The sequence below is a fragment of the Mesorhizobium sp. M0016 genome, from assembly GCF_040324035.1.
Classification (GTDB): Bacteria; Pseudomonadota; Alphaproteobacteria; order Rhizobiales; family Rhizobiaceae; genus Mesorhizobium.
The window spans coordinates 62,507-77,511 of record NZ_JAMYVM010000029.1 but is presented as its reverse complement, the minus strand read 5'-3'; the positions used below and the strand labels follow the sequence as shown (position 1 = coordinate 77,511).

The window sequence follows — 15,005 nt, the reverse complement described above, 5'->3', positions numbered from 1 at the left end:
CCAGTCGGCGTTGGCTCCGAACGGCGCGTCGGTCATGAACACATTCGGATCGGCCGCATGGATCTTCTTGCCCGCATCGGCAAACCCGGCCCAGGTGGTGGGCGGCGTGATCCCATGCTTGTCGAAGATGTCCTTGCGATAGAGCATCGCCATCGGACCGTAATCCTGCGGCGTGGCGTTGACCACATCGCCCCTGGCGACCTGCGCCCATAGGCCTTCGGGGAACTCGCCCTGAAGGGCATTGGCGTACTGGCCGATGTCTGCGAGGGCGTCGACCTGGCGGAAGCTCTCGAGGTGCTGGTATTCGATCTGGGCGACGTCCGGCAGGCCGCTGCCCGCCTGCAGGCCCGCGCGGAGCGCGTTATACAACGGGTCCCCCTGGCCGGGATTCACGAGTTCGATCCGGATGCCCGGATGAGCGGTGTTGAACATGTCTACCTCAAGCTGGAGATTTGGCACCCACGACCACACAAGCACCTTGACGGGCTCGGCACCGCGAACTGTCGCAGGCAGACCCGCTACCGCAACGCTCGCACCTGCAACTTTCAAGAAGTCACGACGCTGCATCATCCGCCCAAGCGGATTGAAAATCTTCGTCATTGAAGTCCTCCCACGAAAGATACGCTCCCACACGACGCAGGACGCGGTTTTTCTTTCAGTCAGAAACTTAATGCCGACATACAGTCGCTGTCAATCGCGATCGATTGATCTTCAGTCGGCCATCACGAGGCTGTCGGCAGGGTTGAGAGTCGTCGCATCAAGCACCAGACGCACCGCGCCCAGGACGATATCGCGGTGCCCCAGCGCACCTATCACGAGGCGCGGCGGGTCGTACACATTGCCCTTGAGGCGATGCCGCAGCACATCCAGCACCAGATCACCGCCGCCGACGACCCGGCCCGCCAGTACGATGATTTCGGGGTTCATGAAGGCAGCAACACTGCCCACCGCCATCGTCGCATAGTCCAGCAACTCGGTGACAACCGGCGCGATTTTGTCCGCCTGCCGGTCGGTGACAGCGGCCAGGATGAGCTTTCCCGCCGCATACTGGGTGTTGGCCTCTTCGAGCATCTTGGTCGCCTGTTCGGGGATGCCGAAAAAGCGCAGCGATTGCTTGTCGCCCAGATATTCGAACGGCCGCCCGGTAAGGAGGGGGTCGTCGAGATACCAGCCGAGCTCGCCCGCCGCATGCGAATGCCCGCCATAGAGCTTGCCGTCGATCACGACGCCCGCGCCCGCGCCGGGCCCGATCGAAAGGCTCACGACGCTGTCGGCGCCGCGCCCGGCCCCGAATCCCCATTCGCCCACGGCGGCGAGGTTGCGCCCGTTTTCGACGACGATAGGTATCTGAATATGCTCGCTGAGCCGCGCCCGCAACGGCATGTCGCGCCAGCCGAGCCCGAGCGTCAGCACCACTTCGCCCTCCGGCTGCCTGACGATCGAGGGCACGCCAATGCCGATGCCGCGAATAGTCTGGCCGCGCGGGCGGGGGGCCGCCATAAGCCGGCGGATCAGGCCGACCAGCTTTTCGAAATTGCGCTCGCCATCATCGTCGGCGGTCTGGTGCATTTCTGTCTGCACGACGCCTTCGAGATTGGCCACGGCGCCGTAGAACTCGCCCTTGCCGGCCTCGATGCCAATGATCGCATGCGCCGCACCGCGGAACTTGATGCGCGCCCGCGGCCGGCCCCGGACATTGGCCTCGTCAAACCCGTCATACGCAACCAAATCCTCGGCAATCAGATCCTCGATCACCCGCATCACCGTCGGCAGGCTGATGTTCAGCCGCTCGGCGAGGCTCGATGGCGAAATCACTCCTTGGGTGCGGATCAAATCCACCACGGCCGAACGATTGAGTCGGCGTAACAGGCTCGACGTCGTGGGCTGGCGCTTCATTCATGGACCAGTTGCAAAAGGCCGGCGGACCGGCAACGAGCGTCGGCATAGACCAGAACCGTTCCAGAGTCCGCCTTTTTCTGATGACGCCGAACGTCAGTTGTCGCTCGGCAGGGAAAGCTACCGCGGTAGCCCGTTCGATGATTACGGCGCTCCGTGGCGGGCGCCCAAGCCCTCTGAAGTCACTGCGCTACTTGTGCAAATAACTGACGCCGGTCGCTTCAATCGGTACGAGCTCGTCCGCCCAACATCAATGACCGCTTTTGGCGGCGGGTTCAACCGATCGCTCCGCTAGGGTCTGATAGAGCAAGGTCTTTCTGGGGCGTTCGTTGAGTTGCCGCGCGATGGCGCTGAGCTTTGCCTGGCTGTGCAGGGACAGGTCGGTGCCACGTGGCGGATATTGGCGCAGCAGTCGGTTGGTGTTTTCATTCGAGCCGCGCTGCCAGGGTGATCGAGGATCGCAGAAGTAGACCTCGACGTCCGTGGCCAGTGTCAATCGCTGGTGCTCGGCAAGCTCTTTGCCTCGGTCCCAGCGCTGCCATGAAAGGCGCTGTCTTTGTCCCGTGCTTTATCGATGCGTTTTATCCAGGACGGCATTGCGACGCTCGAATTGCTGGAGCGCCTGAGTCTCGACGTGGACTATCTGAAGAGCAGACCTGCTGCGGTCAGCCGATGGCCAACAGCGGCGCGCACAAGGAGGCGGCAGGGGCCGAGGCGGTCTTCGTCGCCAATTTTGCCGGCTACGATATATCGTTGGACCTTCGGCGAGCTGCATCCACCATGTCCGCTCCCAGCCAGCGTTCTGGAATCGACAGATCAGGCTCTCGCTCGCCGGAAGATTGTCGGTCCCACACACGCGTGGTGGACACGAATCCGGCGAGCTCGGCGACGTCTTTCATGGCCTGTACGAAATGCACCCCTCGAGGTGTTCGATGAGGCGGAAGACGTCCCCCTTCCCGTCCGACAGCGGATCGAACCAACGCATCGCGCCGAAGTTTCATCGCTCGCGCGTGCTCTCCTTGACGTCGAGCGCGAATCCGGCGCGCTCGAGCACCGCGGCGCAGTGCACCTTGTCCTTCAGCTCTTCCAGCTCTGCCTTTTTCATCTTCGCCTGCGCCTCGTCGCGCTCCCTCCCTCGATTCCGCCCCGGATTTTTCAGTGCAGGAACCGGATGCCGCGAAGAGCAGGGCGGGCAAGCGCGCGGCCGGCAAGCCGGCGTTTGTGCCGGGTGGCGCGAACGATGCCCATGTCGGTCATCAAGCCGCGCCCCGCCGCTTCGCCGGCATGGCGGTTGCCCGCGACCATGATTGTCAGTCCCAAAAAGCTGGCACCTAGGGCGCGGTCGCTCTTGAGATAATCATCGCGCCGGCAACATGCCTGTTATCGCGTCGGCGACAAAGGCTGGATCTTCCCAATGCGGGTTGTGGCCGCAATCCTGCGCCCACACCAGACGCGATCCGACGAGTGCATCGGTCAGCGTGCGCTGGTGCGCCGCGCCGAAAAGCGGATCGCGCCCGCCGGCGATGATCAGCGTCGGGGCCTCCACCGCCCGCGCCGCGGCGGTCAGATCGGTGCGGCGGACTTCTTCGAGAATGGCGCGCCAGCGCGCAGCCGGGATCGCGGACGCGTCCTTCGCGAGGCCGGCGAGAAAAGCCCGCGGCACGCCCGGTCGACAGGCATGCCACCAGTCGTAGAACGGATCGGACGGCGAGATCGGGTCGCGCAAGGCTGCGACGCCGTCGATCAGCTGATGATCCGATCCGAAATCGGGCTTCAGCGTGCTGGCCAGGATCACCAGCCCACCGATCAGCTCCGGACGACGCGCGGCCAGCATGATCGACACCATGCCGCCCAGCGAATGGCCGACAACGATCGGCCGGCCGAGCCGCAGGCGTTGGATCAGCCCGGCCATATCCTCGGCAAAATCGGCGGCGCGATAACCCTCGCCCGCCTGCGAACCGCCGTGGCCACGCAGGTCCGGCATGATAAGCCGGCGCCCGGTAAGATGCGGCGCCAGCAGCAAAAAACTGCGGCTGGTATCGGTGAAGCCATGAACCAAGAGCAACGGCGGCTCCGAACCGGCGATCTCGACATAGGTAAGCTCGAGACTGCCGACATCGACGATGCGCTTACGTCCGGCCCAAGACGCCTGTTCGGCTTCCTGATCCGTCAGCTCCAAAGCCGGCCTCACAGTCCGAGCTTTTCCTTGACCGCGGCAAGGCCGGGTTTGCCATCGAAGGTGGCGACGCCGGCAAGCCAGGCATCGAGCCGATCCTTGTGCAGGGCGATCGACTTCAGAGCCCCGTCCTCCGGCTTCATGCCGTCGTTAATGAGGTAGCCCATGCCGACATTTTCCATGTCGATGTCGAAGGCGAGGTTTTTCAGGAACTGCGCCACATTCGGGCATTCCTGCAGAAAACCCTTGCGAACCTGCGTGGTCACGGTGGCGGCGCCGAAATTCGGACCGAAGAACTCGTCACCGCCAGTCAGGTACTTGAAGTCGTACATCGTGTTCATCGGGTGCGGCGCCCAGCCCTGGAAGACGATGAACTGCTTCTCCTTGATCTCGTAGCCGACCTCCGAGAGCATGCCGGCCTCGCTCGATTCGACCACCTGCCAGCCGTCGAGGCCGAAATTGGGATCGGCAATGGCGTCCATCATCAGCTGATTGGATCCGGGCTCGATCCCGTACATCTTCTTGCCGAACTTGTCGGCGAATTTGTGCAGGTCCGACAGGTCCTTGACGCCGGCGTCCCAGACATAGGTCGGCACGGCAAAGGTGTATTTGGCGCCGACCAGATTGACGCGCACATTCTCGATGGAGCCGTCCTTCTTGTAGGGCTCGTAATAGGTGAGCATGGCCGGATCCCAGTAGCCGAGGAACAGGTCGAGGTCTTTGTTCTTCATCCCCTCGTAGATGACGTTGATGCCGAGCACCTCGCTCTGCGGCTCGTAGCCGAGCGCCTGAAGCAATACCTTGGCCACGCCGGTGGTGAAGGCGAGATCGTTCCAGCCGGGCTCGGCCATGCGGACCGTTTTGCAGCTTTCGACCTCGGCGGCCCGGGCCGCCTGGGAAGCCAGCGTCAGGGCCGCGACACAGACGCCATTCGCAAGCATGCGCAACATTCCGGTTCTCCTCTTTCCGACTTTGACCTATTGGTCACTTTATTGTCCTATTGGTCAATTTTTGATCTGAACGGACGAAGATGTCAACATGGATTCGCAATGGATGGGTCGACCCAGTGAAGCTCACACGTCTCAGCGACATACGCCGCAAGGAATTGCGCCAGGCGGCGTTCGCCGTTCTGGAGCGCGAAGGCATCGCCGGTGCGACGCTGGAAAAGGTCGCGGCCCAGGCCGGCGCCTCCAAGGGCATCGTGCTGCATTATTTCCGCAACAAGCAGGAGTTGTTCGAGCACGCCATGCGCGAGGCGAACGCCGTGCTCTGCCACGCCGTGGTCGCCCGGCTGCAGCGGGCGCGCACGCCGATGGAACGGCTGGACGCGGTGATCGAGGGCAATTTCGAGGAGCATCTGTTCCTGCCGCCGCTCTGCCATGCCTGGCTGTCGCTCTGCGCCGAAGTGCCCCGCGACGAGCAGCTGGCGCGCATCCAGAAGGTCATCCATGCGCGCATGCGCTCGAACCTCTTGTCCGGCCTGCGCGGCCTCGCTTCGCCGGAACTGGCCGACGAAATCGTTGTCGGCATCACCGCTTTGATCGACGGGCTATGGCTCAGGCTCGGTCTGCAGCCGGGCAGCGTCACGCGCGAGCAGGCTGTGCGCCAGGTCAAGGATTTCGTCGCGGGGCGGCTTTGCCCCGCGCCAGCCTAGACATCTAGGCCCGTCGGCCTTGCCTCGGTCGGATAAAGTTCATAGCCGGCGGGGTCGTACCCTTGACCGCCCAATTGCGGGAGCTTGGCGATGCGACTCCAAGGTAAGCGGGCGCTGGTCACCGTGGGTCGGACGGCATCGGCCTGGCAATTTGTCGGAAGCTTTCGCCTGCGAAGGCGCGGATGGCTGATCGTGGGGCGCGACCCCGGCAAGCTGGAAACCTTGTGCAACACGCCGCGGTCGAAACGCTGTCGACCGATCTCGCCAGCAGCTAAAAGGAGATCAAGTTCACTTATCCCTTATCTGCATTTGGACAAAGTTGGGGGCACGACCACGGTAGAGAATCCTCGTTACCACTAACAGCCAGATTCGATCCGACGCTAGTTCCCTGACAGAGGAAGCTCCGCGACGCATCAGGTCCGGCGGTAACCAACCCGGACCGTCGTTTCGAGACCGTGCCTCCTACATTGTCCAACTACACGCTCGATCGAATGATTTCTGACGGAATCGGCAGGATCGCGATTACTCCTTGAAGCCGCAAACATGAGAGTGGAATAGTCGGGACTAAAGAGGCCTGTTTGGGATTCCCGCGCTGTTAGAGCGTGCCACACTGCGTGATTTGTCCCTCTTCGAAGCGTCGCGCGAAACGTGGGCTCGATCGCGATCCAGGACTTGCTCGCCGAAGAGCTGTCCGAGATTCTCCTGCCGCTGCTTAGGCTCGGACCCGAGAAGCTAAACCCCGAGGCATGGTCGCGAACGGCCTTTTAAACCGGGCGATGGCGGGTCCGAGCGCGGTGCGCAGCATACGCGAGCTGCGCGCGCGTCCCTCGGTATCGTTGTGCGATATAGCCATCCTGTCCCCGTTCGGGCCGGGAACGTGTCAACAACGCCCGGTCGGGGACGATCAAAAGAGCCTGAAGCGGTCCGATTCAACGGGTTTCAGCGGTCATCGTAGCGTAGCGTGCAATTACCGGCCAATGGTGGCGCCGACGCCAACCGCGCTACAATGTAAACTTTCGCAATACAAAGTACGGTAGTGTCTCAGTTTGAAATTTCGGCCGCTGACTTTTTGTAAGGGCCACGCTTTCCGGGCTTCGGCGCAACGGCGTCCATCTTCTCGCAGAGATCGTCCATCGACCAGAGCGTCCTGGAAACGCCAGCGGCCATTGCCGGCGTCATTTTCAGCGTCTTGTGCATTTTGATGAAGTTGTACCAGACGGTGTAAATGGCGACCATGTGGACATGGTTTTCGAACTTCTTTGAGAACGCATTGGTAAGGCGCGTGAAGCGGCGATTTGCCATGCGCATAGTGAGATTGGCGCGTTCGATATGCGACGTGCTGACGTGCACCGGATCGGGATTGCCTTCAATCCGCGTCTTGGTCGCGCCAGTGCAGACAGCCGGGCTATAGCGGCGCTCTGGCGAGGTCTTCTTGCCTTCCGGCTCACCGTATTGCTTGATGAGCATGGCGTAATCTATATCCGCTCCAAAGGCTTCCTCGACCGCATTGAGATAGGCGCGGTGGCCGTCCGTCGTAAGCTGGACGCGGTTGGCAAGACGGTCCTTCACGTCGTCCATGAAGGCCATCGCATATTCGCCGTCGCGACCGCCGACCAGCCAGGAAATGATAAGCTTGCTGTCGCTGTCCAGGGCGGTCCAAGTCCACACGTCGCCAGCGCCGTCAACCGACTGCTTCATGGCCGAAACGTTCTTTGCCTTCGCGCCGACAAACGACCAGATTTCATCGCACTGGACGCGCTTGGAAGCGACGTTGCGCACTTCGCTGTCGTGCAGTTCGGCACAGAACTTGCCAGCATCGACCAGCAGCTTGGACACGGTGTTGATCGACACATCGGCAACGCGGGAGATTGAGCGCATCGAAGAACCCTCGCAAAGCACGGTGAGGATTTGGACACGGGTTTTGAGAGGCAGCTTGTTCATTCGCCTAAGATGTGAACTTTTATGCTTAGCGTCAAGGACAAATATCGATTTGGCTTTAGCCTCCTGTTAGGGTATCGAGTCAAATTGTCGCAACCCTTGGCGGGGCGGACTATTGACTTATATGTCAATCCTTGCTGCTATCAAGCGGCACGTTAGGGCTGGACGCTTGTTCCCTCTAGAAATGGAGTTGGCAAGCGACCCGGTTGTTCGAGGCATTTACCTGTCGGAAGACATGCGGGGGCTGATCTATGGACCATGGGCATCTGAAAATTGCCATCCGCGTGTCATGAGGCTTCAGGCTGATCTAGAAGCGTTTGTAAAGGGTGAGACAGTTTCCCTTTGCCTTGAGCCGTATTCGGCTGGCAAAGCCTTCTTCGGGAGGCTGTCAGATGTCTCAGACGAGGTTTGGGATATTCGCAGCCGCAGCCCGAAGCCTGGCCTGCGCTTATTTGGCAGCTTTGCCGCTCCTAACCAGTTCGTGGCCTTTACGTGGCGACCGCGCTCAAAGCCGTGGAATGGTCGCCAGCCTATGGGTGACCGCTACGATCAGGAGTGGGAGAAAATGAAGGCCGAATGCCTGTCGCAATGGAACGCTCTGTTCCCTAGACACAAACCTATGCATGGAGAAGACGCTGATGACTATGTCACCGAAACCGGATTTTCTCTCGGAGATATCTGAGGGCATCAAAATCCCAGAGGCCAAGATGGCCTATTTTGAGCAGAGGGCCCTGAACGGGTTCTACGACTATGTCATGCGCCGGTTTGCGGAAGAGCAAAAGAATTCCAAGCTGACTAAGGCAACTCTGGCTAAACGCATCGGGCGCGGGCCTGACCAAGTCAACCGCATGCTGGCTTCGCCCGGCAACTGGACGATTGGCACCCTCGCTCGCCTATTGGTTGGGATCGCTGGCGAGGAGCCGATTCTAACTTCGAAGAAATTGGCCGGAAGGAAGCCGCAAAATATGACGGTGGAGGCCTTGCTTGAACCGCCTTCCGAGCAACCGTCCAAGCTGCGGCTTCCGCAGGCGCCTTCCGCTACAGCGTCAAATGCGAAGGCGGTCGAAATTAAATTCGAGCCGGCCTAAATGGCAAAGAAACCGATAAACGTTACGAACGCGATCCTGTGTGAGTATGTAGCGCAGGGAAGCTTCAACAAGCATACGCTGGTCAATGTCTTTTCCGGCGATGTTGTGGCAAGGGAGTTCCCGGTTGAAATACCGTTTGGCATTTTTCTTATTCTCGATGAAGTAAATATCAGACTGCTCAAGCTAGAATTGCTGGTAAACGGCGAGAGTGTGTTTGTTGGGGAAGCAGACGGACCCTTTCGTGGTACAGGGCCGCTCGCAATAGCGTCCTTCAAGGTCAAAGTGAAAGAACCCAATTCTGTTATGGAATTGGTGCTTTCTTCCGCCGATCACAAAAATACCATAGCTATAAGCAAGAAGGTTCTCCAAGGGGAAATTATTTATGCCGCCCCTCCCACCGCTTCGAAGCCGCCTTCTTAGCAATCTCGGCGCGCCGCTCTGGCGTCATGTTGGCGGCGCGCTTCTTGCCACCCTTCGAACCAAGCTCTTTGGCGGCGGCGTTCTTACCGTCGTCAATCACGTCGTCGGCTTCATCGCCGGTGGCAATTCGCATGACGCGCACGGCATTGCCGATCACGTCGGCGGGGCGCTTCTGGCCTTTAGGTCCGGTGGGCATTTAGCTGGGGTACTCCACGATAACGACATAGCCGGATGGTAGATCGTAGGGGCCAATCTCTGTGGCGATTTCGCGCTTCGGCTGCCAAATCACATTGATGACCCGGCTGCCCTCTTCGCCTAGGCTATGGAGAAGGGTCTTCAGCCGCTCAATGTCGTCCGGGCATGTCTCGACGGTATACGACATGAAACCTCCCATGCTTTCCGCTAAGCATATAGGAGTTCGGCCCGGACCGCGACAAGCGCGGCCGAAATTTCAAACTGAGACACTACCCAACCTTTCGCCGAAATTTGCCAATGAATTCAAACACTTATTCGGAAATTCGATGGTACCGTTGGCTGGGATCGAACCAGCGACCTCCGGATCCACAATCCGGCGCTCTAACCATCTGAGCTACAACGGCACGTTCGCCTGAGCCAGATCGTGGTGAAAATTCATTCTCCGAGATCCGCTCTGTCGTTCGGCGATGCGTCCAATACGGTCTATCAGAGACTAATTCAAGGCCTTTGATAAGGCAAAGCCGGTTCCGCCAACAGGCGCCGGTTTCTTCGGCAAAAGAAAAAGGCCGGCGGGAGGAGGTGCCGGCCTTTTCCTGTTACGAGCCAGCGGGAGGAGGTGCTGGCTGGTCACCCCGGAGAGCAGAGGGAGGAGGTTCCACTCGCCGGGTATTCATTTGGACAACTCTATCGCACACCTATTTGTCTGACGAAATGCGACGTTTTGATGCATCGCAGAGTTGTGCGCAATTATTAGGCGGCCTTGATGTCCTTCAGGGCCTTCTCGAAAGCGGTCTTGACCGGCTTGGAGACGTCTTCGGCAGCCTTCGAAGCAACAGCCTGGAAGTCCTTGGCCTGCTCGACCGTGGTCTCGACGCGCTTGCGCAGGAAGGCGGTCTGCAGTTCGACCACTTCCGACAGCGACTTGGCGCCGATGAGGGCCTCGAGATGCGAGAAGCCGGCTTCGGCATTGGCGCGCAGAGCGGCGATGGTCTTGAGCGACAGGTCGCTGGAAACGGTCTTGGCAGTCTCGAAGGTCGATTCCAGGACTTTCTGGGTCTCTTCGGCGCCGGTCTTCAGCTTGGAGTAGGCTTCCTTCGACTGCTCGACGCCCTTTTCGGCGAAAGCGCGGATCTGGTCGGTTGCCTTGGAAGCGTCGAAGCTCGGGAATTCGACGCTTTCGATGGTCTCAGCGGTCTTGGCCTTGGTCATTTTCCATCCTTTCGGGGTAGCGGCTTTGACAAAAAGCCGTCTCGTTCATGTATGATGGCAATATAGCGGTTTTTTTGTGCGATGCAATATGTTTGTTGCAGTGCACCATAAATTTCTTCCCATGCGTCACCCAAGAGGTTATCCAGGGACATTCCGAGAGGCTGTTAACCAAGTGGCCAGAGATTCCACCTGCTTCCCGCCATGGCTTGTGGACCTTCGCCGCGCGGGCTTTTATTAACAAAGCGTTAACTGCAAATTGCCCGCCTTGTAGGTTCGCCAAGAGGGGTTCGCCAAGAGGTTTCACCGAAAGGGTCCGCCAAGCGCATGCCTTCCGAGAACTACTCTTTCCTCGATGTCACCGTGCTTGATGCGGTTCGCCAGCGCTTCGCCGCCGGCGACGCGATCGCGATTCTGTCGGCCGACCTCGAACAGGTGATCTGGGCCAACGGCCCGGGCGCTGCGGTGTTCGGCTATCCCGATATCGAGGCCATCATCGGCGCCTCGGCTCAGCTGCCGCTGATCGCCAGGCGCCAGATCATGGCGACCGCGGGCTTCCCGCAGATCGGCAGCGACCGCGCCATTACGGTACGGCTGGCGACCGGCATCACCAGCCGCGCCGTCGGCTTCCTGGCCAGTGCGGTGACTATGCCGGACGGCGAAAGCGCCATTATGCTGGTGGTGCCGGCAGCGCAGGCCGGCTCGCGCAGTGCTGCCGACATTGCGGCCCGCGCCATCAGCGGCTTTACCGAAGACGGCCATTTCATCGCCTTTGTCGACGCCGCCGGCACTGTCGAGGCGGCTTCGGATGGCTTTGGCGCGCTCGCCATCCGGCCTGAGACGCTGGCCGCGCTTGTCGCCGACGTGGCGAGCCAGGACGACCGCATCGTCAAGCGGCTGGTCCCCGGCGGCGCCACGTCCTATCCGGCCGGCTTCGCGCGCCTGACCGAGTCCAGGCATCTGCTGGTGGTCATCGACGAGGATCAGCTCGGCGAGGAAAATCCTGTCGGCGAGCTGGATGCCGAACCTGCTGCAGCGCAGGTCGACGATGGCCCGGCGCAAGCCGCCGCGGAGAACGCGGTAACGGTGGATGCGGTGGCTGACCACCCCACCGCAAGCGGGAATCAGGGCGCCCCACTCGCGGCCGCGCCTGATGTCGGGGAGACAGGTCCGGCTGCCACCGAGCATGATGCTTCGGCGTCAACCGATACAAAGGCGGACCATCGCGAGCAGACGACCGGCCGCGAGCAGGCGGCGAATGACAGCGCGCCGGCGCAACATGATCATTGGTACTTCCATGCCGGTGAAGAGCCGCAGGCGGGCGAGCCGGACAGCCCGGCGCAGGCCGAGCCGGACTCTGTTTCCCCGGCCGAGAGTGCGCAGTTGGACAGCAGTGCCGCTGCGCCCGCCCTGCCGTCTGACGCAGCCCCACCGGCTACGCCTCCCGCCAAACGTGAGGTCGACCGCTCGGCGCCGCCGCTGCGCTTCGTCTGGCGCACCGACGCCGACGGCAAGTTCAGCGCGCTGTCGCCGGAATTCGGCGACATTGTCGGCAAAGCCGCCGCCGACGTGATCGGGCGCCGCTTCAAGGACGTCGCGACAACTTTCGGCCTCGACGCCTCGGGCGAGATCGCGGGCCTGCTTGAACGGCGCGACACCTGGTCGGGCCGCTCGGTACTGTGGCCGGTTGCCGGCTCCGACCTGAAGATACCGGTCGATCTGGCAGCACTGCCTGTCTATGGCCGCAGCCGCGCCTTCGAAGGTTTTCGTGGTTTCGGCGTCGCCCGCGCCGGCGATGCGGTGGTCGATCCGGAAGCAATCGGCATGGCGCTGGTCCCCAATGGCGCGCCACCGGCAGCAGCCGAGCCGGCCCCGGAACAGCCCGTGGCGGAAGCTCCCAAGGCGGCCGATCCGTTCGAGGGCGAAGTGCCGGCACTGACCATCGTGCCGAAGCAGGAACGTCGTTTTGCCGACAAGGTCATCCGGCTGGCCGAGCATCGGCAGCCCGCCAACGACAAGCAGCCGACAAGCGAGAGGGGCCTGTCGACGCTGGAGCGCAGCGCTTTCCGCGAAATCGGCGAGCGGCTGAAGAAGGACAATCCCCCGCCGGAGCAGCCGGAGACTGCCAAGCAGGCCGAACCGGCCAATCCGGATCAGGTAACGCCAGACCAGGCCAAGGCAGATGAGCCCAAGCCGGATCATGTCGAGGCGGACCAGCCTGAAACAGCCGCGCCAGCCCGACAACCCGCCGAGGTCTCGAGTCCGGACGAAGCCGGTCCGGCTGCCGTGGCTGAACCATCGGCAGCCGCACCCGAAAGCGAAACGGCTGTGGCCGAACCGCCGGAAAGCGATGCCGAGGACGAAAAGGACCTGACGCGGCTTGACGGCGAGCAGCCGGACGACGGCCTTGCGGACAGCGAAGCAGGCGAGGCGAAGGCGCCGACAGTGTCGCGCTCCCTGCTCGACTATGCCGATCCCGAACCAGGCTCCGTCACCGAAGACAGTACGGAAGCAACGTCGTCCAACGACGAACTTGCGCCGGCTTCCGAACCGGATGATACGCAAGCCCAAGAGATCGTCGAGGCCGCAGAGCCACAGCCGGTTGTTGCCGAGACGCCGGCCAATGCCGGTGAAGACGACAGCATGACGTCGGCCGACTTCCGCGATGCCGAGGACAATGAGGATTGGGCGCCGTCCGACGAGGCGACCGATTCCGCCGTGGAAGACGGGGACAAGGCCGGCGATGCGGACACAGTGCCGGCAGAACCACAGCGCCTGAAAGTGCCGCCGCTCAAGCTTGAGGGGTTCATGCCTTCGGCATTCTCGGCCGGAGATGAACACAAGGCCCCTGACACGTCGATCCTCGGCAAGCTGCCGGTGCCGCTGCTCATCCATTCGGGCGACGAGCTTCATTACGCCAATGAGGAATTCCTCGGCCTGACCGGCTATGACACGCTTGAGGACCTGAGCGACGCCGGCGGGCTCGACGCGCTGTTTGCCGATCCCTATTCAGAAATGGCCGGCGAAAGCGACCACACACTCAAACTGAAGACGCGCGAGGGCCAGGAATTTCCGATCGAAGCCATTTTGCGTTCGGTGCCGTGGCGCGCCGGCAAGGCGCTGATGCTGGTGGTGCGACGTACCGGCGACAACGAGCCGCCGATGGTTGCGCATCTCGCAGCCGACGAGCAGACGCAGCCCGATGTCTCCGAACTCAAAGCGCGCATTGCCGAGATGCGCACCATCATCGACACCGCGACCGATGGTGTGGTGTTGATCGGCCGCGACGGCGACATCCGCTCGATCAGCCGGCCGGCCGAGGCGCTGTTCGGCTTCGACAGCGACGACGTCACCGGTAAACCGTTCGCCTCCCTGTTTGCCATCGAAAGCCAGCGCGCGGCGCGCGACTATCTGAACGGCCTGTCCGAGCCCGGCGTGGCGAGTGTGATGAACGATGGCCGCGAGGTGATCGGGCGCGAGGCGCAAGGGCGCTTCATCCCGCTGTTCATGACCATCGGCAGGCTGCCCAATGACAGCGGCTTCTGCGCCGTGGTGCGCGACATCACGCAGTGGAAGCGGGCCGAAGAGGATCTGACCCAGGCGCGCGCGGTGGCCGAGCGCGCCTCCTCGCAGAAGACCGATTTCCTCGCCCGCATCAGCCACGAGATCCGCACGCCGCTCAACGCCATTATCGGCTTTTCCGAGCTGATGGTGGACGAGAAGTTCGGCCCGGTAGCCAATGACCGCTACCGCGACTATCTCAGAGACATCAACCGCTCGGGCAACCATGTGCTCGATCTCGTCAATGACCTCCTCGACATTTCGAAGATCGAGGCCGGCCAGCAGGAAATGGACTACGAGGCGGTGTCGCTCAACGATACGCTGGCCGAGACGGTGGCGATGATGCAGCCGCAGGCCAACCGCGAGCGTGTCATCATTCGCTCCAGCTTCGCCTCGCGACTGCCGGAAGTCGTCGCCGACCTCAGAAGCGTGCGCCAGATCGCGCTCAACATCCTGTCCAACGCCATTCGCTATACGCAAGCCGGCGGACAGGTGATCGTGTCGACCGCCTATGAAACCTCCGGCGACGTTGTCATGCGGGTGCGCGATACCGGCATTGGCATGAGCCATGCCGAGATCGAGCAGGCGCTGAAGCCATTCAAGCAGATCAATGCGCTGAAGCGCGGGCGTGGCGACGGCACCGGTCTCGGCCTGCCGCTGACCAAGGCGATGGTGGAAGCCAACCGCGCCCGCTTCACCATCACCTCGACGCCGGGCGAAGGGACGCTGGTCGAGGTCGCCTTCCCGTCGACGCGGGTGCTGGCCGAATAGAGCCGGCCATTCCCGGGCGAGAATCCCGGACAAAGAAAAGGCGTCCAACAGGACGCCTTAAATGGGATTTGCTGTCACAACGGGGGCTTGAGCGAATCTG

Annotated in this window: 14 protein-coding genes, 1 tRNA gene and 1 pseudogene; 5 read left to right on the top strand and 11 right to left on the bottom strand. The window is 61.7% G+C overall.

The features are described from left to right. The 6 genes and pseudogenes from NKJ88_RS28980 to choX all read right to left on the bottom strand — a co-directional run. A partial coding sequence (locus NKJ88_RS28980; protein ID WP_352446473.1) for an ABC transporter substrate-binding protein occupies positions 1 to 600 on the bottom strand: 600 nt, incomplete at its 3' end. A 111-nt stretch (positions 601 to 711) separates the two neighbouring features. Beyond that, positions 712 to 1,896, bottom strand: coding sequence for an ROK family transcriptional regulator (locus NKJ88_RS28975; RefSeq protein WP_031199279.1), 1,185 nt, complete (start codon positions 1,894 to 1,896; stop codon positions 712 to 714). A 250-nt stretch (positions 1,897 to 2,146) separates the two neighbouring features. Beyond that, positions 2,147 to 2,428: pseudogene (locus NKJ88_RS28970) on the bottom strand (IS30 family transposase); the annotation flags it as partial. 623 nt (positions 2,429 to 3,051) lie between these two features. Beyond that, the gene (locus tag NKJ88_RS28965; protein ID WP_023669333.1) at positions 3,052 to 3,201 is read right to left on the bottom strand and encodes a hypothetical protein; all 150 of its coding nucleotides are present in this window, start codon (positions 3,199 to 3,201) and stop codon (positions 3,052 to 3,054) included. A gap of 52 nt (positions 3,202 to 3,253) precedes the next feature. Continuing rightward, complete coding sequence (locus NKJ88_RS28960; RefSeq protein WP_245260042.1) at positions 3,254 to 4,087, bottom strand: alpha/beta fold hydrolase; 834 nt, start codon at positions 4,085 to 4,087, stop codon at positions 3,254 to 3,256. Beyond that, a complete protein-coding gene (choX, locus tag NKJ88_RS28955; RefSeq protein ID WP_023823659.1) occupies positions 4,084 to 5,022 on the bottom strand; it encodes a choline ABC transporter substrate-binding protein in 939 nt (312 codons plus the stop codon). The genes NKJ88_RS28960 and choX overlap by 4 nt, the downstream gene beginning before the upstream one ends. Before the next feature lie 80 nt (positions 5,023 to 5,102). Here choX and betI point away from each other — a divergent pair, with 80 nt between their 5' ends. Next, entirely contained in the window at positions 5,103 to 5,726 is a 624-nt protein-coding gene (betI, locus tag NKJ88_RS28950; RefSeq protein ID WP_081726832.1) for a choline-binding transcriptional repressor BetI, read from the top strand. Positions 5,727 to 6,767: 1,041 nt separating this feature from the next. Here the strand turns inward: betI and NKJ88_RS28945 are convergent. Then, on the bottom strand, positions 6,768 to 7,667 hold the full coding sequence (locus NKJ88_RS28945; RefSeq protein WP_023823662.1) for a DDE-type integrase/transposase/recombinase: 900 nt from the start codon (positions 7,665 to 7,667) through the stop codon (positions 6,768 to 6,770). 187 nt (positions 7,668 to 7,854) lie between these two features. Between NKJ88_RS28945 and NKJ88_RS28940 the strand changes: the two genes are divergently transcribed. From NKJ88_RS28940 to NKJ88_RS28930, 3 genes are read left to right on the top strand one after another with little or no spacing between them, the layout of a single operon-like run. Next, complete coding sequence (locus tag NKJ88_RS28940; RefSeq protein WP_155923242.1) at positions 7,855 to 8,346, top strand: hypothetical protein; 492 nt, start codon at positions 7,855 to 7,857, stop codon at positions 8,344 to 8,346. After that, positions 8,288 to 8,752: a hypothetical protein gene (locus NKJ88_RS28935; RefSeq protein ID WP_023689606.1), complete on the top strand. Its 465-nt coding sequence runs from the start codon at positions 8,288 to 8,290 to the stop codon at positions 8,750 to 8,752. The genes NKJ88_RS28940 and NKJ88_RS28935 overlap by 59 nt, the downstream gene beginning before the upstream one ends. Continuing rightward, positions 8,753 to 9,172 (top strand): hypothetical protein, encoded by a 420-nt coding sequence (locus tag NKJ88_RS28930; RefSeq protein ID WP_023823663.1) that lies wholly within the window; start codon positions 8,753 to 8,755, stop codon positions 9,170 to 9,172. It begins immediately after the preceding gene. Here the strand turns inward: NKJ88_RS28930 and NKJ88_RS28925 are convergent. The 4 genes from NKJ88_RS28925 to NKJ88_RS28910 all read right to left on the bottom strand — a co-directional run bounded on the left by NKJ88_RS28925 (position 9,129) and on the right by NKJ88_RS28910 (position 10,576). Beyond that, positions 9,129 to 9,368, bottom strand: a complete 240-nt coding sequence (locus tag NKJ88_RS28925) for an RNA-binding protein (protein ID WP_023689605.1) — start codon at positions 9,366 to 9,368, stop codon at positions 9,129 to 9,131. The genes NKJ88_RS28930 and NKJ88_RS28925 overlap by 44 nt on opposite strands. Further along, on the bottom strand, positions 9,369 to 9,554 hold the full coding sequence (locus NKJ88_RS28920; protein ID WP_023689604.1) for a hypothetical protein: 186 nt from the start codon (positions 9,552 to 9,554) through the stop codon (positions 9,369 to 9,371). 140 nt (positions 9,555 to 9,694) lie between these two features. Then, a tRNA-His gene (locus NKJ88_RS28915) sits at positions 9,695 to 9,771 on the bottom strand. Positions 9,772 to 10,117: 346 nt separating this feature from the next. Further along, entirely contained in the window at positions 10,118 to 10,576 is a 459-nt protein-coding gene (locus NKJ88_RS28910) for a phasin (RefSeq protein WP_023834051.1), read from the bottom strand. 324 nt (positions 10,577 to 10,900) lie between these two features. Here NKJ88_RS28910 and NKJ88_RS28905 point away from each other — a divergent pair, with 324 nt between their 5' ends. Further along, entirely contained in the window at positions 10,901 to 14,905 is a 4,005-nt protein-coding gene (locus NKJ88_RS28905; RefSeq protein WP_023834052.1) for a PAS domain S-box protein, read from the top strand. The last annotated feature ends 100 nt before the right edge of the window (positions 14,906 to 15,005 follow it).